The 19,970-nt window shown below is 63.8% G+C and carries 15 protein-coding genes; 7 read left to right on the forward strand and 8 right to left on the reverse strand.

Annotated elements, in window-relative coordinates; genetic code table 11:
- Window positions 1-17: 17 nt before the first annotated feature.
- Both HMPREF9153_RS03205 and HMPREF9153_RS03210 read right to left on the reverse strand, forming a co-directional pair.
- Complete coding sequence (locus HMPREF9153_RS03205; RefSeq protein ID WP_004809312.1) at window positions 18-251, reverse strand: hypothetical protein; 234 nt, start codon at window positions 249-251, stop codon at window positions 18-20.
- A complete protein-coding gene (locus tag HMPREF9153_RS03210) occupies window positions 248-1,393 on the reverse strand; it encodes an inorganic phosphate transporter (RefSeq protein WP_004809313.1) in 1,146 nt (381 codons plus the stop codon). Before HMPREF9153_RS03210 ends, HMPREF9153_RS03205 begins: the two co-directional genes overlap by 4 nt.
- A gap of 420 nt (window positions 1,394-1,813) precedes the next feature.
- Between HMPREF9153_RS03210 and HMPREF9153_RS03215 the strand changes: the two genes are divergently transcribed.
- The 3 genes from HMPREF9153_RS03215 to deoC all read left to right on the forward strand — a co-directional run bounded on the left by HMPREF9153_RS03215 (window position 1,814) and on the right by deoC (window position 4,800).
- Complete coding sequence (locus tag HMPREF9153_RS03215) at window positions 1,814-2,545, forward strand: response regulator transcription factor (protein ID WP_004809315.1); 732 nt, start codon at window positions 1,814-1,816, stop codon at window positions 2,543-2,545.
- 115 nt (window positions 2,546-2,660) lie between these two features.
- Window positions 2,661-4,073 (forward strand): sensor histidine kinase, encoded by a 1,413-nt coding sequence (locus tag HMPREF9153_RS03220; protein ID WP_004809317.1) that lies wholly within the window; start codon window positions 2,661-2,663, stop codon window positions 4,071-4,073.
- A 52-nt stretch (window positions 4,074-4,125) separates the two neighbouring features.
- Window positions 4,126-4,800 (forward strand): deoxyribose-phosphate aldolase, encoded by a 675-nt coding sequence (gene deoC / locus HMPREF9153_RS03225; RefSeq protein ID WP_004809318.1) that lies wholly within the window; start codon window positions 4,126-4,128, stop codon window positions 4,798-4,800.
- 223 nt (window positions 4,801-5,023) lie between these two features.
- On the opposite strand, the gene HMPREF9153_RS03230 is transcribed toward deoC, so the two are convergent.
- From HMPREF9153_RS03230 to HMPREF9153_RS03250, 5 genes are all read right to left on the reverse strand, one after another.
- Window positions 5,024-5,746 (reverse strand): ThuA domain-containing protein, encoded by a 723-nt coding sequence (locus HMPREF9153_RS03230; protein ID WP_004809320.1) that lies wholly within the window; start codon window positions 5,744-5,746, stop codon window positions 5,024-5,026.
- Window positions 5,747-5,824: 78 nt separating this feature from the next.
- Window positions 5,825-6,139, reverse strand: coding sequence for a phosphoglycerate dehydrogenase (locus tag HMPREF9153_RS03235; protein WP_237726238.1), 315 nt, complete (start codon window positions 6,137-6,139; stop codon window positions 5,825-5,827).
- A gap of 431 nt (window positions 6,140-6,570) precedes the next feature.
- A complete protein-coding gene (locus tag HMPREF9153_RS03240) occupies window positions 6,571-8,037 on the reverse strand; it encodes an FHA domain-containing protein (RefSeq protein WP_004809324.1) in 1,467 nt (488 codons plus the stop codon).
- Window positions 8,038-8,222: 185 nt separating this feature from the next.
- Window positions 8,223-10,874 carry a pyruvate, phosphate dikinase gene (gene ppdK, locus HMPREF9153_RS03245; RefSeq protein ID WP_004809326.1) on the reverse strand — a complete coding sequence of 884 codons (2,652 nt, stop codon included), beginning with the start codon at window positions 10,872-10,874 and terminating at the stop codon, window positions 8,223-8,225.
- Between the two features lie 473 nt (window positions 10,875-11,347).
- Window positions 11,348-12,232, reverse strand: coding sequence for a pyruvate, water dikinase regulatory protein (locus HMPREF9153_RS03250; RefSeq protein ID WP_004809331.1), 885 nt, complete (start codon window positions 12,230-12,232; stop codon window positions 11,348-11,350).
- A 213-nt stretch (window positions 12,233-12,445) separates the two neighbouring features.
- Here HMPREF9153_RS03250 and HMPREF9153_RS03255 point away from each other — a divergent pair, with 213 nt between their 5' ends.
- The 4 genes from HMPREF9153_RS03255 (at window position 12,446) to scpC (ending at window position 16,967) form a co-directional block, all read left to right on the forward strand.
- The gene (locus tag HMPREF9153_RS03255) at window positions 12,446-13,447 is read left to right on the forward strand and encodes a class I SAM-dependent methyltransferase (protein WP_004809333.1); all 1,002 of its coding nucleotides are present in this window, start codon (window positions 12,446-12,448) and stop codon (window positions 13,445-13,447) included.
- A 61-nt stretch (window positions 13,448-13,508) separates the two neighbouring features.
- Complete coding sequence (gene serB, locus HMPREF9153_RS03260; protein WP_004809335.1) at window positions 13,509-14,366, forward strand: phosphoserine phosphatase SerB; 858 nt, start codon at window positions 13,509-13,511, stop codon at window positions 14,364-14,366.
- Window positions 14,367-14,382: 16 nt separating this feature from the next.
- Window positions 14,383-15,177 carry an aldose epimerase family protein gene (locus HMPREF9153_RS03265; protein WP_004809337.1) on the forward strand — a complete coding sequence of 265 codons (795 nt, stop codon included), beginning with the start codon at window positions 14,383-14,385 and terminating at the stop codon, window positions 15,175-15,177.
- A 275-nt stretch (window positions 15,178-15,452) separates the two neighbouring features.
- On the forward strand, window positions 15,453-16,967 hold the full coding sequence (gene scpC / locus HMPREF9153_RS03270) for a succinyl-CoA:acetate CoA-transferase ScpC (RefSeq protein ID WP_004809339.1): 1,515 nt from the start codon (window positions 15,453-15,455) through the stop codon (window positions 16,965-16,967).
- A 335-nt stretch (window positions 16,968-17,302) separates the two neighbouring features.
- Here scpC and HMPREF9153_RS03275 read toward each other — a convergent pair whose 3' ends face one another.
- Window positions 17,303-19,699, reverse strand: a complete 2,397-nt coding sequence (locus HMPREF9153_RS03275; protein ID WP_004809341.1) for an immunoglobulin-like domain-containing protein — start codon at window positions 19,697-19,699, stop codon at window positions 17,303-17,305.
- Window positions 19,700-19,970: the final 271 nt, after the last annotated feature.

The following is a 19,970-nucleotide window of genomic DNA, read 5'->3' on the forward strand; positions in this document are numbered from 1 at the left end:
TCAGCGCGGACCAGTGATCAGTGGAAGTACGGAATGAGCAGATAGAGACCATACAGGACGATGAGCCCTGCGATGACGATGGCCGTCCACCCAAGAGCAACGAGCCCAGCAGCCCCGTCGCCTCCAGCCTCGGTGCGCGCATGAGCACGATCGAGCATCAGTGCGCCGCCCGAGACGACGGAGACGATGAGGACGGTGGTCGCAACCGTGACGATGGACACCAGTCCGAGTGAAGCCCAGTCAATGTTCATGCTGCAGTCCCTCCGGCGATGGCCGAGCCCTTACGGACGCCGACCTGAGTGGAGTCGTTGACGTTGTTGTGGTCAACCTTGTGATGGTTGGCCTGACGGACGATGACGGCGGCCATCACGGCCAGCAGGACGAGGTCGATGACGACACCCCAGGCGCTGGCATCGGCGATGGCCGAGGTGATAGCACCGACGAGAGCGGCAGCCGGCAGGGTGACCAACCAGGCGATGACCATCTTCCCGGCGGTGGCCCAGCGCACCTCGGTGCGGCGGCCGATTCCCGAGCCGAGGATCGAGCCGGAGCAGACGTGAGTGGTCGACAGGGCGAAGCCCAGGTGAGAGGAGGCCAGGATGGCGGCCGTGGACGCCGTCTCGGCTGCGAACCCCTGCGGGGACTCGATGTCACACAGACCCTTGCCCATGGTGCGCATGATGCGCCAGCCACCGGAGTAGGTACCAAGACCAATGGCACAGCCGGCGGCCAGGATGACCCACCATGCCGGACCGGTACCCGAGGCCTGGTAGCCAGCGGCGATGAGGACCAAGGTGATGACGCCCATCGTCTTCTGGCCATCGGAGGTGCCATGAGCCAGGGCGACCATCGACGCCGACACCCGCTGACCATTGAGGAACATTCGCGAGGAGTGATGGGCGGTGTGGTCCGTGATGCGATACGCCAACCAGGTCGCCAGCAGAGCTGCAATTCCGGCGACGAACGGTGCCACCAGGGCCGGCAGGATGATCTTGCTCATGATCTTGCCGGCATGGATGCCGCTCATGCCAGCCTCGACGAGGACGGCACCGATGAGGCCACCGAAGAGAGCATGGGAGGAGCTGGACGGCAGACCGAACAGCCAGGTCGCGAGGTTCCAGATGATCGCGCCGATCAGACCGGCGAAGACCATCGGGGCTGTGACGAGTTGGTCATTGACGATGCCACCGGAGATCGTCTTGGCGACCTCGGTCGACAGGCAGGCACCAATGACGTTGAGGACGGCCGCAATGATGACGGCCACCTTGGGCTTGAGTGCTCCGGTTGCCACCGACGTCGCCATCGCGTTGGCCGAGTCATGGAAGCCGTTGGTGAAGTCGAATGCCAGCGCCGTCACGACGACGATAACCACGATTAACAGAGTCGAACTCATGCAAGATCCTTCGTGCGGGCCGTAGCGCCCCCGGACGGCGAGCTGGGATCCCCCACTCCTCACCGGAGCGGGGCGGACGACCGACCAGAACCCGGGAGCAGTTCCAGCCGCCCGATACGTTACGCCCAGTGAGCCCACGTTCGCGCGGCAGGATCCCCACAAGCAACGACAAGGTGAACAATTTCACCGTCACTGCGCGCCCACGACAAAGTGTGCTTTCTGTGTACATGCATCCCACCAGGAACCTTGAAACCACACCAGGGCGTCAACGCGCATTCATGTTAACGAAGAGTTCACCCCGCCCTCCATCACACACATGCTCGCACCCCAGGCTTCACACATTCGTCTCCGATACGGCTCACAGGAACAGCACAGCCACAACACACCCGATACGGACTTCCTTCGTGGAACCCTTAATTCATGGCAATCCCACCGCAACCTCCCAGGCTTACTCGAGCTGACGGGTCTCCCATCCGTGTTCTGGCTGTCGACGACGAGCCCAGCCTCACCGAGCTGCTCTCCATGGCCATGCGTTACGAGGGATGGGACGTCACCACCGCTGATTCCGGCGTTCACGCCGTCCGCGAGGCGAAGGCCACGCGCCCCGACGTCATCGTCCTCGACATGATGCTCCCCGACTTCGACGGCCTCGAGGTCATGCGCCGTATTCACATGGATCAGCCCAACGTCCCGGTCATCTTCCTCACCGCCAAGGACGCCGTCGGCGACCGCATTGCCGGGCTCACCGCTGGCGGCGACGACTACGTCACCAAGCCCTTCTCCCTGGAAGAGGTCATCGCTCGGTTGCGCGCTCTGCTGCGCCGCTCGGGTGCAACCGAGCCCAAGTCCGACTCCACCCTGATCGTCGGCGACCTCACCCTCGACGAGGACTCCCACGAGGTGCGCCGTGCCGGTGAGGAGATCCACCTGACGGCAACTGAGTTCGAGCTGCTGCGTTACCTCATGCGTAATCCCAAACGGGTGCTCTCCAAGGCCCAGATCCTCGATCGGGTGTGGAACTACGACTTCGGTGGACAGGCCAACGTCGTCGAGCTGTACATCTCCTACCTGCGCAAGAAGATCGACAAGGGACGCGATCCCATGATCCACACCATGCGTGGTGCGGGTTACGTTCTCCGGCCTGCTGCGTGACAATGGCCAGGTGACCTCTCCCAGCTCACCCACAGACAGCCATGCGCCGGATCCATGCTGCGACGAGACACCGGAGGTCAGGTCGACAATCCACGACACCTGGCTGGATCATCCCATGGGTCGGCACACGCTAGGGCGTCAGCTCGTCGTCCGAGTGCTCGCCATCATTAGTGCGTTGGCCGTCGTGCTGGGAGGGGTGACGATCTGGGGAACACATCGGATCCTCACGGATGGCCTTGACGAGCAGGTGATGGCGGCGGCCCACCGCGAGGAGGCGAACCCCATCGGATTGCCTGGCCCGACAGCCGGTGACGTGCTGGGAATCCAGGCGGGCACAATCTTCGCCGTCAAGGCCGATGGCGTCTGCCTCATGACGACCGTGACGGAAGGTGCCGTCCTCACCAAGTACTGCAACGCCGATGCCGGTGAACTGCTCGGCGTGCGTCAGGACAGCCGTCCCCACGACCTCAACGGGAACAATGGCACCGAATACCGCGCACTGGCGGAGACACGTGACAATGTCACCTACGTCGTCGCCCTGCCGCGGACACGACTTCTCAACGCCATCGAGAGGTTGTTGGCCCTCGAGGTCACCATCACTCTCCTGGCATTGGCCGTGGGATTCTTCGCGACGCGAGCCGTCGTCACCAAGTCCCTGCGCCCCCTCAACCAATTGGCCTCGACGGCGACGGTGGTCTCCGAGATGGACCTCGGCAGCGGCGAGGTCGACCTGCCGATCCGAGTCGATCCAGCACTGACTGATCCTCGCAGCGAGGTGGGGCAGGTGGGTCATGCCCTCAACCACATGCTCAACAATGTCGAGGGCGCGTTGGAGTCTCGTCAGCAGTCCGAGGTCAAGGTGCGTCAGTTCGTCGCCGACGCCTCGCACGAGTTGCGCAATCCGTTGGCATCCATCCGTGGCTATGCCGAACTGACGAGACGACGGCGCGGCGAAATGTGCCCCGAGAGCCAGTTCGCGATGGATCGCATCGAGTCCGAGGCGACGAGGATGAGTGCCCTCGTCGAGGACATGCTGCTGCTGGCTCGTCTGGACAATGACCAGAAACTTGAGCTGGCCCCCATCGACCTGGTCGAGGTCGTTCTCAACGCGGTCTCCGATGCCCAGGCAGCCGGGTCGGACCACATCTGGACCCTCGACGTACCCAACGAGGAAATCACGGTGATGGCTGATGCCGACCGACTCATGCAGGTCGTCGTCAATGTGCTGTCGAACGCCCGAAAGCACACACCCGCAGGAGTGACGGTGCACACCACCGTCACTGCCCGCGACGGGCAGGCCGTTGTCGCCATCGCCGACAACGGACCGGGTATTCCGGAATCGGTGCGTCCCCTGATCTTTGAGCGATTCTCCCGGGCAGACGCGTCCCGCACTGCGTCGAAGGAGGGATCAACAGGATTGGGCATGTCCATCGTCGCAGCCGTCATGGCTGCTCATCAGGGCACCGCCAAGGTGGATTCGACGAACAAGGGGACGACGGTCACCCTGACCCTGCCATTGGTCGCCTGAGGACGAGGCGTCCGGGTAGGGTGGATGCACTTGTTCCAGAGAAGGAGTTGGCATGTCCCCTGCCCCGCTGTCTGCCACCAAGCTGGCCGGCATGATCGATCACACCCTGCTGACCCCGGAGGCCACTCACGACGACGTCGCCAAGCTGGTCGGCGAGGCCAAGGAGTACGGTACCTGGTCGGTGTGCGTGTCGCCGTCGATGCTGCCGCTGGACCTCGACATGGGTGACGTGAAGCTGGCTGCGGTGTGTGGGTTCCCGTCGGGCAAACACACCAGCGCGGTGAAGGCGGCCGAAGCCCATGACGTCATTGCCGCCGGCGCCGACGAGGTCGACATGGTCATCAACCTCGGCATGGTGAAGGAGGGACGTTGGGAGGACGTCACCGCTGACATCGCTGCCGTCAAGCAGGCTGTTCCGGATCCGAAGATCCTCAAGGTCATCATCGAGTCGGCCGTGCTGACCGATGACGAGATCGTTCGCGCGTGCAAGGCCGCCGAGGGGGCCGGAGCCGACTTCGTCAAGACCTCGACGGGATTCCACCCGAAGGGCGGTGCGAGTGTCGAAGCCGTTAAGCTCATGGCCGCCACCGTCGGTGGTCGCCTGGGGGTCAAAGCTTCGGGTGGCATCCGCGATTACGAGACGGCCTGCGCGATGGTCGAGGCCGGGGCAACCCGTCTCGGCGTCTCGTCGACCGCCAAGATCCTCGCCGGAGCCCCCAAGGAGTGACGACGCTCGCGGCGTGTTCTCGCTGATGACCGGGACGGGTCGGTGAGATCCGGCCCCTGTCATGCCCGGGACCGTGGAGACGCGGTGTGTCGGCGCTACGGAAGCTGCCAGTTGCGCCCGTTCACCACCCGACCACTCACGCGCTCCAACTGGGTTTCGAGAAGGAATGACGTCGGGAGGAGCGAACGGTGGGAATAACCGCCGGCTTCCTTCTCGTCCGGACTCAGACCGTCTGGGGATCCGGGCTCACCTGTGCAGCGGCCTGCGCAGCAGCCTCGCGACGCTTCCAGTTCAGCAACCAGGACACCTCGTTGCACAACAACTGACGTCGTGACGCCGAGTAGTACGACCTCGACGAGTGACCCAGCCCGTCGTAGACGACGTTGTTGCCCATCACCCAGCACATTGCGTGGAATTCCTCGCCCGTCTCGTGGAAGAGCAGCGGGGTCGCAAGCGGGTTGATGTCCAGGTCGGAGAAACGCTCGTCATAGACGACCACCTGCTCGACGCCGCGCAGGATGGGATGATCCGCAGCCTCGGGTACAGGTTCGAAGACGGCGTAGGAACGCTCCGGGTGCCCGCTGACCCCCAGCACCCACTTGCCCCCGAGAACGGACGGCCACAGGTCCCAGTCACAGAAGGTGTTGCAGGCGGTGTGCAGACCGAGGATCGGCTTGCCAGCTTCGTGGTGCTCCAGAATCTTGTTGTGGGCGCGGGACCATTCGGGAATGTAGTCCCATTCCTCCTCCGGATCGCCGCCACCGGTGTTGACGATGAGCAGATCCGCGTCAGCGAGGTGGTCCAGGGCCTCCGGCTCAGAGCGCCTCACCTCTACCTGGTGACCACGCTCGGTCAAGATCTGGGAGACGGCCTCGGAGGTCGCGTCGAAGTCGTGGATATCGTCGGCGTAACGCCCAGCCCCCGACAAAACGAGAATGTGTCCCATCGGATTTCCTTCCTGATCCTGAGTAGACCCAAAGGATCACACTAGGAGACTAATCCGCCGAGGACGAACTCAGTGACGTCACAGCTTGTTTTCGAAATTGCCTCCAGACGCCAGTGCGGTCACGTTCTTGATGATGAGTTCGTCGGCACCCAGGGGACGTCCGCCGGCAGAGTGAGGTGTGATGATGACGTTCCAAACCCCCAGATGAGCACATTGGCGTCCAGCAGGGTCGTCATAGAGCCGCCCGGAGAGGGCCGGGACCGCCCAGGTGACGAGCACCTCAGCATCCAGATGCTCATCCGGAATCGCTGAGCTGGCGTCGTACACCACCGCCTCGACCCCGCCAGGAAGGTGAGGATCCAAGATCATCGAATCGGGAAGAAGGACCTTCATGACGCCATCGCACCTTCCACGCTCAGCTCCCGCTCCGAAACCCTGCATGATGCGCAGGATGAGCAGCATGATCGGTGCCCAGATACCAATGGTGTAGTAGCTGAGGATGAGGCCAATTCAGAAGGTCGCGGTTCCCATCGGGAACAGCATGGCGATCATGACCCATTACGGCCCGTCTGATCGCCAAACCGGGCGAAGAAGACACTTCCAAGCGGACGGGCCTCGAAACCGACGGCGCCGGTCGCCGTCGCGCCTGACCGAGATTTATAACGCGATGACCCGAATGCTTCCTCCCCTGCTCCCTGCCGGAATGACGGTGTCACGCATGGAATCCGCGGGTTGACCGGGCTTACGCCTTCCTACGGTTCTGACCATGACAAAAGACCCCTGCGGATTGCTCGCGGGGGTCCTGATGGCTAGTGGCTCATTTGTCAGCCTTGATAGGCCTCAATGGTGATGACGACGCCGTCGCCCAGATCGACGGCATCACCGATGGCCAGGTCGATCGTCTCACCACTTTCCAATCGCAACGGATCCTGGCCGATGCGGCGAACGACGGTGCCGTTCGTGGAATGCATGTCAGTGACCTCGATCCCCCACTGCCCCAAAGCGAACTTCACGTGAGTACGACTGATGTCCTGACCAGGAGACGGAACACGCATGATCTCCTCGCCATTCTCGGCCCGCGGGGCACGCCCGACGAGAACTGCACCCTTGAGGTGGGTGGCCTCTCCAGTCGTCGAAACCAGGGTGGCCGCCGCGGAATCTGACGGCGAGGACACTCCACGGATCGTCGAGGTCGACGCGACGCGCCAGTCTCCGTCGTACCGAGGGTCGCTCTGAGACTGCTCGGGAGGCACGGGCTGTTCCGACTGCTCTGTCTGCTGAGGCTGCTGGGGTACTGCCCCCGGAGCAAGTGCGGAGACGACGCCCTCCGGCTCGGGCTGCACTCCCACCGGCTGAGTACCGGTGTGTACCTCGTCATCGCCTCCCAGGCCGTCGTCCTGAGCGCGGACTGGCGCAATGTCCTCACGAGCGACCGCGGTCTCGACGGATTCCGGCTCGGCAGCTCGGGCCGGGACGGGGCTCACGGGCTCCTCGACGTCAGGGGCCACCTCGTCACCACCACTCACCACGTCCTCGTCAGGCACGACAGGCTCAGCCGGAATCGGAACTCCGGTCAGTGCGGACTCAGCAACCGGCTCCGGCGCGGCAACCGAGTCGGGAACCTCGCCTGGCGCCGGAACCTCGACGAATCCGGGAGCATCCTCGTCGTCTGGCTGCCACTCCTGACCGGTGAGCTCGCGAGCTTCCTCGGTGGCCTCCGAATCGTCGACCCCCTGCTCCTCAGGCTCCGGGGTCCACGGTTTGAGGGCGTCGTCGGAACTCGCCAACACCCGCGGACGGTGAACTTCGCCGCCCTCCCGAACGACGAAAGGCTCAACCTTGCCGGTCGCGTCGATGATGATCTTGCTCGCCTGGGCAACCCCCAGCAGCAACGGCATGGACAGCCTCTGCTCGGCCTCTTCCATCTCGACGACGACGGTCGATGGGTCGAGCTTCTTCTCGCTCCACGTCAGCAGACCGTCGCCATGGTTGACGACCTCACCGGTGGAGGCATCCTTGACGACAACCTGACCGCGGGCCATGGAGTACATCTCGCCGTCGACCCAGAAGAACAAGCCCAGGCTCGGCATCTTCGCCAGCCCGATGATCGACAACGTCTCCACGAGCGACTGGGGATCATCGGCCTCAGCCACCTGCCGCCAGATGGACGACACCAATCCGGAATGGCGCGGCGCAGCCGGCTGCATGATGACGAGGCTGCTCGGCCCGGCCAGCACCACCCAGGAACCAGGGGTGTAGGTGGCACGCCAAGCACCGAAAGTCTGGGACATTGATCCTCCAGAGGTCGAGGCACGATTGTGGCCATTATTCCGCGGACATGGAGTTGAAGTCGACAAAACTCCCCGATCGCACACGGATTGAGGAGTATGCAATGACATATTGGACATATTGCGGCCCCTCCACCGCGGTGGAGGGGCCGCAATTTCACATCAGTGACGTGATGTAGCCCTCAGACTCACTTCTCCTTCTGGGAGATGACGGCCTGGGCCGCGGCGAACCGAGCGATCGGCACACGGAACGGCGAGCAGGACACGTAGTCGAGCCCGGTCTTGTTGAAGAAGTGGATCGAGTCAGGATCACCACCGTGCTCACCACAGACACCCACGTTCAACTGCGGGTTGGTCTTGCGACCCTTCTCGACAGCCCCGGCGACGAGCTGGCCGACACCCTCCTGGTCGATCGAGGCGAACGGGTTGTCCTTGAGGACCTTGGTACGCAGGTACTCGGTGAGGAAGCCGTTCTCGGCATCGTCACGGGAGATGCCCAGGGTGGTCTGGGTCAGGTCGTTGGTGCCGAAGCTGAAGAAATCGGCAACCTCGGCGATCTTGTCGGCGACCAGCGCGGCACGCGGCAGCTCGATCATGGTGCCGATCTTGACGTCGACCTTGGTGCCGGCGGCCTCGAACTCCTCGTCAATGGCCTGCTGGACGATGCGGCGATGGGTCTCGAGCTCGATCGGGGTGAAGACCAGCGGGATCATGATGTTGATCTGGACGGTTTCCCCCTCCTTCTTGAGCACCGCCAGGACGGCGCGGATGATGGCGCGAGCCTGCATGTCGGGAATCTCCGGATACAGCATGCCGAGGCGGCAGCCACGGGTACCGAGCATCGGGTTCTGCTCGTGCAGCTTCTTGACCTGGGCGAGCAGACGACGCTCCTTGTCGAGCTCGTTCGGATCAGCGCCCTGATCCTCCAGCTTCTGGACCTTGAGGGACTGCTCGACGAGGTTCGGCAGGAATTCGTGAAGCGGCGGATCGAGGAGACGGACGGTGACGGGCAGGCCCTTCATCGCCGTGAAGATGCCCTCGAAGTCATCCTGCTGCATCGGCAGGATCTTGTCGACGGCAGCCTGGCGCTCCTCCGGGGTGTCCGCGGTGATCATCTCGTGCATGGCAGGCAGACGATCGGCACCGAAGAACATGTGCTCGGTACGACACAGGCCGATGCCCTCAGCACCCAGCTCACGAGCCTTGGCTGCGTCGGTGGCGTTGTCGGCGTTGGCCTCGACGCCGAGATGACGGATTTCGTCGGCCCAGGAGAGGACCTCCTCGAAGTCGGCGTTGATCTGCGGCGGGATGAGCGGCAGGCCCGCAGCGAAGACCTCACCGGTCGAGCCGTCGAGGGTGATCATGTCGCCCTCGTGGATGACGGTGTCACCGATCGTCAGGGTGGCGGCCTTGGCATCGATCTTGATGCCGCGAGCACCAGCGACACAGGGCTTGCCCATGCCACGGGCGACCACGGCTGCGTGGGAGGTCATGCCACCGTGGGCGGTCAGGACGCCCTGGCTCACGATGACACCGTGGATGTCATCAGGGGTGGTCTCGAAGCGGATGAGGACGACCTTCTCGCCCTTGGCGCCACGCTCGGCAGCGACGTCGGCGTCGAAGACGGCCTCACCAACGGCGGCACCCGGGGAGGCAGGCAGGCCCTCGGCGACCGGCTGCTCGGTGTGGTTCGGGTCGATGGCCTCGTGCAGCAGCTGATCGAGCTGAGCGGGCTCGATCCGCATGAGGGCCTCTTCCTTGGTGATGACGCCCTCGGCGACGAGGTCGCGGGCCACCTTGAGAGCAGCAGCGGCGGTGCGCTTGCCGTTACGGGTCTGCAGCAGGTACAGCTTGCCGTTCTCGACGGTGAACTCCATGTCCTGCATGTCGCGGTAGTGCGACTCCATCTTCTTCATGGTGTCGATGAGGTCGCGGTATGCCTCCGGCAGCACTTCCTCCATCTCGGCGAGGGAGCGCGGGGTGCGAATGCCGGCGACGACGTCCTCGCCCTGAGCGTTGACGAGGAACTCACCGTAGAGCTCCTTGGCGCCGGTGGCGGGGTTACGGGTGAAGCAGACACCGGTGGCGGAGGTGTCACCACGGTTGCCGAACACCATCTGCATGACGTTGACGGCGGTGCCGAGGTCATCCGGAATCTTGTTGGCCTTGCGGTAGACGAAGGCGCGCGGGTTGAGCCAGGAACGGAAGACGGCGTCGACGGCGCGCATCAGCTGCTCGCGCGGATCCGTCGTCCAGTTGCCTCCGAGCTGTTCGTTGGACAGCTTCTTGAAGGTGTCGACCAGGCCCTTGAGGTCATCAGCAGTCAGATCCGTGTCGGACTCGACGCCCCTCTCCTCCTTGAGAGCGGTCAGGGCATCCTCGTAGACGTGGGCGTCGATGCCCTCGACGACCTCGCCATACATCTGGATGAAGCGGCGGTAGCAGTCCCAGGCAAAGCGCTCGTTGCCGGCCTCCTTGGCGACGGCCTCGACGGTGTCATCGGAAATACCGAGGTTGAGGATGGTGTCCATCATGCCGGGCATCGAGATGACGGCGCCGGAGCGAACCGAGACCAGGAGGGGCTTGTCCACGTCGCCCAGGCCACGACCGGTGCGCTCCTCCAAACGCTTAAGTCCGTCCCACACCTGGGAGTCGAGGCCCTCCGGCCACTCTCCCTTCCTCGTCATGGTGTCCACGCAGGCTTCAGTGGTGACGGTGAATCCGTCGGGCACCGGGACGCCGAGACGCGTCATCTCGGCAACTCCTGCGCCCTTGCCGCCGAGCAGCGGCTTCATCTCCGCGCTGCCCTCGGACAAGTCATACACGTAACGGTCAGTCATGACTGATCTCCTTCGATCTGTGTCAGCCTGTTCATCGATTCACGGCGTTCGGACCCGTGCGACTGCGCAATGAGCCCGAGGCCCAGCCCCACCATAGGGCCGGATGTCATCATTCTCTCACGCTCGCGTCCCATTTTCACGAGTAGGAGCAACCAAGGATGACGAAGTAACTCATGTCTCGTCCGGGTTCGCCGGAGCGGGGCGTGACATATCGCTCACCTTTGCCGCAGATGCCTCCCGGCTGTTTTCCTCGAGCCGCGGATTCTGGTACCCGGCCAGCGACACGATGCCTCCCACGACCGACAAGACCACCATCTAAGACAGACCACCATCTAAGACAGACAAGGGGCAACGCCATCCATACCAGTGGAACCGCCACTGTCAGCACCCACTGCTCCGCCGAAGACTGGTGATCAATGACGTGACCTGGGAGCAGACCAAAACCGCTGGCCGTCCCGATCATCCTCGGGTGATCAAGGTCTAGTGCGATAGGACCCTGCCGGCTTGCGCAACCTCGTCCCGGCCGTCTTGGCTCGCTGGTCGACGATGTCGATGACCTTCGTCGCAGACTCTTCCAGGGCCAGGCCCGTGGTGTCGATGATGGGGCAACCCAGTCGTCGCTGGATCCTGCCAACCTCGTCCAGCTCGTCGTAGATCGCAGCGAGGTCGGCGTAACCGTCCTCGTTGCCGAAACCTCCCAACCCGCGGACCCGACGTCCACGGATCTCCAGCAGCCGCTGGGCGTCGATCGTCAGGCCGACGATGCGCCAACGATCGACCGCCGCCAACTCGGCTGGCGGGGCGATCCCGGGGACGAGCGGGACATTGACGGTCTTGTAGCCGAGGTAACCCAGGTAGATCGACAGCGGTGTCTTGCCCGAGCGGCTCACGCCCACCAGACAGATGTCCGCCTCGGTCAGGCGATCGGGGATGGCGCCGTCGTCATTACGAACCGCGAACTCCATGGCGGAGATACGGGTGAAGTAGTCGGCCTCAACGCCCACGGGACGACGTGGGACGGCGTCGGCGTCAAGACCAGAAGCCTCTTCCATCGCGTCGAGCATGGGGCCCATGAGGTTGACCTCGCGGATACCCATCTCCTCGCAGGCATCGGTGACCATATGGCGCATGTCGGGCAGCACGAGGGTGTGCACCACGCACACCCACTGCCCCGCGTCATGGGACTCCTTGACGGCCTCTAGGGCCGCAACCATTTCCGGGACGGTGCCGATCATGGGATGGCGCACGATGTGCCAGTGGACCCCCTCGAACTGGCTGCGGGCGGCGCGGGCCAACCGAACGGCGGTCTCACCCGTCGAATCGGCGATGACGTGAATTTCCAGGGGCGACTCTGCCATGTCGCCATCTTAGGGTGGGGCCGGTATCGATCGAGTACTCGGGTTTGATACACGGAGCTGCCAAAAAATGCCCATGTCAACGTCACCATCGCCTGTTTGGACCGTTTTCTGGCAGCTCCGTGTAGTCATTCGCAGGTATGACCATCCTCCGGCACACCTGTTGCGTCGATCTCTCAGCTGTGTCCCGTGCCCGTGGTCTGGGAGACTGCCGCCATGGACACCGCCACCCTGGACCCCGTTGACGAACTCATCGTCGCCGAATCACCGCTGGCCACGGCTGTGTGGGTGCTGGGTCGCCCTTCCTTGGTGCCAGTATCCGGCGAAGACACCACGGCGTGGTCTGACGACTGCCGCGACCTCACCGCAATCCCGGAGAGTCTTCGCCTCAATCCTCTGACGACAAAGGAATGCAGCACCCCGGTGGTGTGGATGGGCCTGCCCTCCAGTCTTGACGAACTCGACGAACTGCTCGGTACTCTCTGGCGACTCCTCGGACCCGATGCCCACATCGTCGCAGGCGGACGCATCAAGCACATGGCCCGGTCCATGAACGACGTCGCTGCCCGCTGGTTCGACGACGTCCACGCCAGCCTCGGAGTGCGCAAGGCCCGCGTGCTGCACTTCTCGTCTCCTCGGGAGCACCCGGCCGTCACTGGGGAATGGCCACGCACCAACACCGTCAACGGCCTGACGATCCGAGCCCACGGCGGCGTCTTCCACACCACCGGCCTCGACGCCGGAACGTCCCTGCTCCTCGATCACCTCGACGCCATCGCGGCCGACGTCAACACCGACGTCGTCGATCTGGGGTGCGGCAACGGCATCATCTCCGCTCACCTGGCACGCAGACTCCCAGACGCCACCGTCAACGCCACCGATGTCTCCTGGCAGGCCGTCGACTCGACTCGTCTCACCGCCAGGGCGAACGGACTCGACATCGTCACCCACTGGTGTGACGGATTGTCCGTCCTGCCCGACCAGAGCGTCGACGTCGTCGTCACCAATCCGCCCTTCCATCGCGGAACCGCCCAGGACCACGCCCCGACCCTGGCCATGCTGGCCGACGCCGCTCGCGTGTTGCGCCCCGGCGGCAGCCTGTGGTGTGTCTACAACAATCACCTGCCGTGGGCATCCCATCTACGGCGCACGGTCGGGCCGACTCGCCAGGTCGCGCGGAATCGTCAGTACACCGTCACGCGGACCGTCCGCGGGTAGACGATCATGCCGAGGAGCGGAACCTGCACCGAACGGGCCGAAACACACCTACGGTGGTGCCATGAGTTCCCGCGTCATCCTCGTCAGCGACGACCGCTCCAGCCTCCGCTCCCCCGGCACCCCTCTGTGGCCTGACGCCGCCTGCATGCGCGGCATCCACACCAATGACTGGGCCGCTCACATCTTCGAGTACGCCATGTCCTTCGAGGGCGACATGACACAGGTACGCGAACTCGCCGCCCAGACCGGCGCCGGAGTCCTGCATCCCCATGGCGCCCTGGCTGTCGAGCCGCCCGGTCTCATTGTCTGTGACGTCGACTCGACGGTCACGCGCACCGAGGCCATCGACCTGCTCGCCGAGTGCGCAGGGAAGGCCGAGGAGATCAGTGAGGTGACGGCCCGGGCGATGGCCGGAACGCTCGACTTCGCCGAGTCCCTTCACGAGCGCGTCAAATGTCTGGAGGGTCTGCACGTCGGGGCCCTCGAGGAGGCGCGCAAGGCGACCGTCGTCACCCCGGGTGCGGCGGAACTGGTGGCCGCGGCGCACGAGGTCGGCGCAGCCGTCGGGTTGGTGTCAGGAGGGTTCACGGCCTTGGTCAATCCGCTTGCTGCGGAGATCGGCGCCGATTTCTCAGCCTCCAACGAGCTCGAGATCGTCGACGACCACCTCACTGGCCGGGTTGTCGGGGACATCGTCGATCGGGCCGCCAAGGCCACCTGGCTGCGTCGTTGGGCCGAGAAGAGCGAGGTAGATCTTGAGCGAACGATCGCGGTGGGAGACGGCGCCAACGACCTCGATATGTTCGCCGCAGCCGGGCTGGCCATCGCCTTCTGCGCCAAGCCCGTCGCCGTCGAGGCTGCACGAAACACCATCCGTTGTGAGCGGATCGACGCACTTCGCGCAGTGTGGGAACGATGACCACGATCATGGGGACATGACCAACCTCCCCGGAACCCTTCACACCGCTCATGACGGCGCATGGCAGGTCGCAGATCACGGCTGCCAGGTGCTGGCGTGGCAGGCCGACGGCAAGCCCGTCATCTGGTTCGACGCCGAGCACGCCGACGAGTCCGACGCGGTCATCCGGGGAGGTGTCCCGTTGTGTGCCCCATGGTTTGGTCACGGACCGAACAATGACCAGGATCCCCAACACGGCCTGGCCCGCCGCACCGACTTCCAGGGGACGGTCGCGGAACCCTTCCGCGTCGTCGGAACCGCTGAGACCGCCTCAATCGGCATTCGCCACGAGGTGGTCATGACCGACACCGCACTGGAGATGACGCTCACTCTCACCAACCACGACGAGAAGCCCCGAGTCGTCGAGGGGATGTGGCACACCTACCTGCGCGTCGGGGACGCCGACCAGGCGCGAGTCCGGGGAGTCCGCGGTGCCGACTGGCACAACTTCGCGACCGGTGACAAGGGATCCTTCGACGCCGACGAGCTCGTCATGGCCCCGGACACCGACACCGTCATCCAGGGAATCGGGCCGGCCCCGACCCTCGTCGATCCGGTCTGGGGACGCGAAATTCACCTGACGACGACGAATTGCCCCAGCGCGGTGATCTGGAACCCACGCTCCTCGTCAGGAATCGGCGACAACCCGACGGCTCAGGCCTGGCGCGACTTCGTGTGCGTCGAGACCGGCGTCTGCAAGGACAATGCCGTCCCCCTCGACCCCGACACCGACCTCGTACTAACGACGACAATCACCGTCACGAGAATGTGAGCATGGTTGCGGTTGGAGAGGCCCGATGCACGTCCAACCGGACTGTCTCAGGCGTGTCATGCACAGTCGTGCGAGCGCGCCAGCCATCATGGACCGACAGTGCCGTTCCGACCCCAAAAGCAGGGGTGCCCCATCCCGCGCCAAGCACCCCTATATAAAGTGTTGTCAACGTTTCGGACCGCATTCAACGGGAACGAAACAGTGTTTCTTCGACGGCTCACGGGTAGCGCCGTGCACCGTCACCGACAACCAGCCGCACGGCGGCAGGAGGACAGATGTCAGAGCGGATTGCGAACGCAGCCCTGCGTCAGAAGGTGATGAGCGCGGACGACGCGGCTGCGCTCATCAATGACGGTGACCAGATCGGATTCGGTGGATTCACTGGGTCGGGCTACCCCAAGGCACTTCCGAGCGCACTGGCCAAGCGCATCAAGGAATCCCACGATCGCGGCGAGAAGTTCACCGTCAACGTCTTCACCGGAGCCTCGACCGCTCCCGAACTCGACGGCGCCCTCGCCTCCGTCGATGGCATCGGCTGGCGCATGCCATACCAGTCCGATCCCCAGATGCGAAACAAGATCAACGACGGCACATCCTTCTACACCGACATTCACCTGTCGGAGTCGGGCATGATGGTGCGTCAGGGCTTTTTCGGAAAGGTCGACTACGCCGTCATTGAGGCCACCCGAATCACTGAGGATGGGGACGTCGTCCTCACCTCCTCGGTCGGCAACAACGCCGTGTACTGTGACGTCGCCGACAAGATCATCATCGAGGTGAACTCGTGGCAGTCCGAGGACCTCGAGGGAATGCACGACATCTACGGTGGGTTCGCGCTTCCTCCGAATCGAGTGCCCATCCCGATCACCCACCCCGGTGACCGGATCGGTGACAAGTTCCTCCACGTCCCCCAGAACAAGGTCGCGGCGATCATCGAGACCGATGGCCCCGACCGCAACACCCCGTTCAAGCCGATTGACGACGACTCCCGCAAGATCGCCGGCTACCTTCTGGACTTCTACGACAACGAGGTCAAGCAGGGGCGAATGCCGAAGAACCTGCTGCCGCTGCAGTCCGGTGTCGGCAACATCCCGAACGCCGTTCTCGACGGCCTTCTCCACTCCGACCTGGAGCACCTGACCTCCTACACCGAGGTCATCCAGGACGGCATGATCGACCTCATCGATGCCGGGAAGCTCGACGTCGCCTCGGCCACCGCTTTCTCGCTGTCGCCCGAGTACGCGCACAAGATGAACGAGAACGCGGCCTTCTACCGCGATCACATCATCCTGCGCCCCCAGGAGATCTCGAACCACCCCGAGGTCATTCGCCGCCTCGGTGTCGTCGGCGCCAACGGCATGATCGAGGCCGATATTTATGGCAACGTGAACTCGACCCACGTCATGGGCTCGCGCATGATGAACGGCATCGGCGGATCCGGCGACTTCACCCGCAACGCCTACATTTCGGCGTTCGTGTCTCCGTCGACGGCCAAGGGCGGCGCCATCTCGGCGATCGTCCCGATGGTCTCTCACGTCGACCACACTGAGCACGACGGCATGGTCATCATCACCGAGCAGGGCATCGCCGATCTGCGTGGTCTGGCACCGCGTCAGCGCGCCCCGAAGATCATCGAGAACTGCGCCCACCCGGACTACCGTCCGATGCTGATGGACTACTACGAGCGTGCACTGCGTGACTGCAAGTTCAAGCACACCCCGCAGCTCCTCGGCGAGGCGTACTCGTGGCACACCCGGTTCCTCGAGACCGGCACCATGAAGGAGAGCTGAGCTTCACGCCCACGAACAGCCGCCCGGACCATGATGGTCCGGGCGGCTGTTCGTGGGCAGGGCTTTCTGCCTCGCCGCTGAGACCGGTGACGATTTCCGTCAGCTCGGGAACGGACCCAGCCCTGCAGATGCCCGGGCCCCGCAGAGCTGACGATATTTGTCAGCCCGCAGTGGTGCCGAGCAGTGGGATTGCCCAGGGTCTTCCCGACATGATGGTTTTCGTCAGACACGCACAGGCCCGGTCACCCTGAGGTGGCCGAGCCTGCTACACACGCATCCTTGGTGTAGGTCGGGACATGAGGAGAATCCCCTCACGACACCGCATCAGTCATCGATCACGCTCCTGTCCGGGGCAGGGCGACAGGACGGGGCCCCTCGCCGGTGGAACCGCCAGTAGCGACAGTGCTGGCGGGAGCAGGGGTGGGTGCAACGCTCGGAACGCTGTCGACACGACTGGGAATCGGGGTGGCCGGGACACTCGGGGAAGGTGTGGCCGATCCACTCGGGGACGGGGGCGGGGTCGGGGTCTGGCCCTTCTCGACCACGGTCACGTCGCGAACGACGGTAGCAGTGTTCCCGGCCTTGTCGGTCACGCGGTAGGTCACCCGATACGTGCCGACCTTGGTCGGGTCAACGTTTCCGGACACCTTGATGCTGGCGGAGTCGATGTCACCGTCAAGGTTGTCGGTGGCGCTGACGCCGGCCATCGGGTCGAAGGTGGCATCCTTCTCGATCATGGTGTCCTCGACTCCCCTGAGGGTCGGGGCCTTCCTGTCGACCTGGTAGAGGGTGATCTCGTCAACCTTCTCGACCGGGCCCTCGCTGCGGACAGCCTGTGCGTAGGTGGTGAAGGTGATCTTGTCGTTGTTGACCTTGACCGCAGTGTAGTTCGGAGTCATCGTCTGCTTGTGCACGGCGACGTACTTGTAGACGTCGTCCCAGCTGGTCGGCTTCTCGTCGTAGAACTTGGAACCGGAGCCGGAGTTGGCGGTGAGGTAGAACCCCTCGCCGTCCTGCGGGTGGTACTCGTTGAGGGCCTTCTCGTCGGTGCGATCACCGTCAACAGGGTTCACCTTCGGGTCGATGAGGTGGGCGCGGGTGTAGACGTGATCATGGCCGTTGAGGACGCCGGCGTAGCCGAGTTCGGAGACGACCGGCACCAGCTTGCGCCACTCGGGAATCTCCTTGTCCCGCGAGTGCGAGGCGTTGGAGAACATGTTGTGGTGCTGGATGACGAACTTCCAGCGTACGTCGGAGTCGTTGCCGTGCTCGGCGTCGATCTTCCGCAGATACTCGATGTGGCCGTTGGGGCCGTCATAGTTGAGGTCGTTGGAGTTGATGTTCACGAACAGGATGCCGTTGAACTTGAACCAGTAGTCACCGCTGGCCTGCTCGGAGTTGCCGGCACCGTACTTCTTGTCTCCGTTGGGGCGTCCGAAGAAGTTCTCGTAGATCGGCGAGATGTCGTGGTTACCGATCGTCGTCACCAGCGGCTGGGTGCGCAGGATGTCGGGACGGTAGAAGTTCTCGTACTGGGTTCCGAGGACGTCATAGTCGGTGAACCCGTTGATCTGGTCGCCCAGGGACAGCAGCATCGACGAGTTCGGGTAGGCCTTCCCAGCGCGCTCCATGGTCTTGACCCACCAGTCACCGTGGATGTTGGGGTCCTTGGTGTAGCGACCACTGGCACCGATCTGGGGGTCACCGACCATGAGGAAGGTGAAGTCCTTGTTCGGGTCCATCGAGTCGGTGGTGAAGGAGTAGGTCTTGCTCCAGCCACGCTCGGATCCGGCGCGGTAGACGTACTTGGTATTGGGCTTGAGACCCTTGACGTCGCTGCGATGGAAGACGTAGTCGGAGAACTGCGCCTTGTCGATGGTGGAGGTGGTGGCGGGGACGTCGGCGACAAGCTTGGTCGGGAAGGCGTCGTCCTCCTTGGCCGGGGCGACGGCAAGTTGCAGACGCTCCTGCTCAGCCTCGTTGGAGACCCAGGTGAAGATGCGATCATGCTGGTCGCTGCCGATCTGCATTGACAGTTCCTTGATCTTGGGGCCCTGGGCAGCAGGCTGCAGGACGACGTCCTCGTCAACGGAGAACCACACGTCAGAGCTCTCGGCGCGGCCGTTGTGGACCTCGACACCGATGATGTTCTTGCCCTTGACGAAGGGCGAGCCCTTGTTGGTGGCCTCAGCCAGGCTGAAGGTCTTGGGGGCGGACTTGTTGGAGCCGCCGTAGGAGTTCCAGCTCTTGACGTCCTCGTCGTCAGCACCAGCAATGCGCTTGCCGTTGACGTAGACGGTGACCGAGTCGTCGTAGCTGAGGACCCCGGACAGGGCGGTGTTCCTGGCCTCGTCAGCGGTCAGGTCGACCTCGGTGCGGAAGAAGAATCCCGGGACGTCGTCCTCGGTGCCGGGCAGGTACTGGTTGAGCAGGACGGTCGGGGCGTGCTCGTCGCTGAGTGGGGCGAGCTTGCCGCGCTTGGCGCCGAACTTGCCGGCGTCCGCCTTCCAGTTGGATCCAGGTTTGAAACCGGTGGTGGCCCAGGCCGCACCGTCGGACGGCTTGGTGCCGTCGTCGAGGTAGGTCCAGGTCGTGTCGGGGGTGAGCAGGGTCTTCGGTTCCGGTACGGCCTGCGAGGCCGGCGCGAAACCGGCCATCGACGCGACGGTGACGGCCGCCGCGAGTAGGAACGCGCCGGCATTCCTGGTACGTGACTGTGACACGAAATCCATGTTTGAATGTCCTCACGGTTGACGTGTGCAGACGGTCCTTGCCTGCTTGATCATCGCCAAGGGGGGTCTCAACGTGACGGCCACAGCAGGCCACGGTTCGGCAACGAGTGGATGAAACCTTCGTGAACAGCGTCACACTTTACTCGGTAGATCCGCCTGACAAGCGGATTTCGCGACTGTCCGAGGACTGTGGATTGATTGCTGGGTTCACAGCTACCACCTACCATGATCGACCGTGAGGACACGTGAAGTTCCGGTGCGCATCGCTGTC

This window comes from Cutibacterium avidum ATCC 25577 (assembly GCF_000227295.1).
Lineage (GTDB): Bacteria > Actinomycetota > Actinomycetes > Propionibacteriales > Propionibacteriaceae > Cutibacterium > Cutibacterium avidum.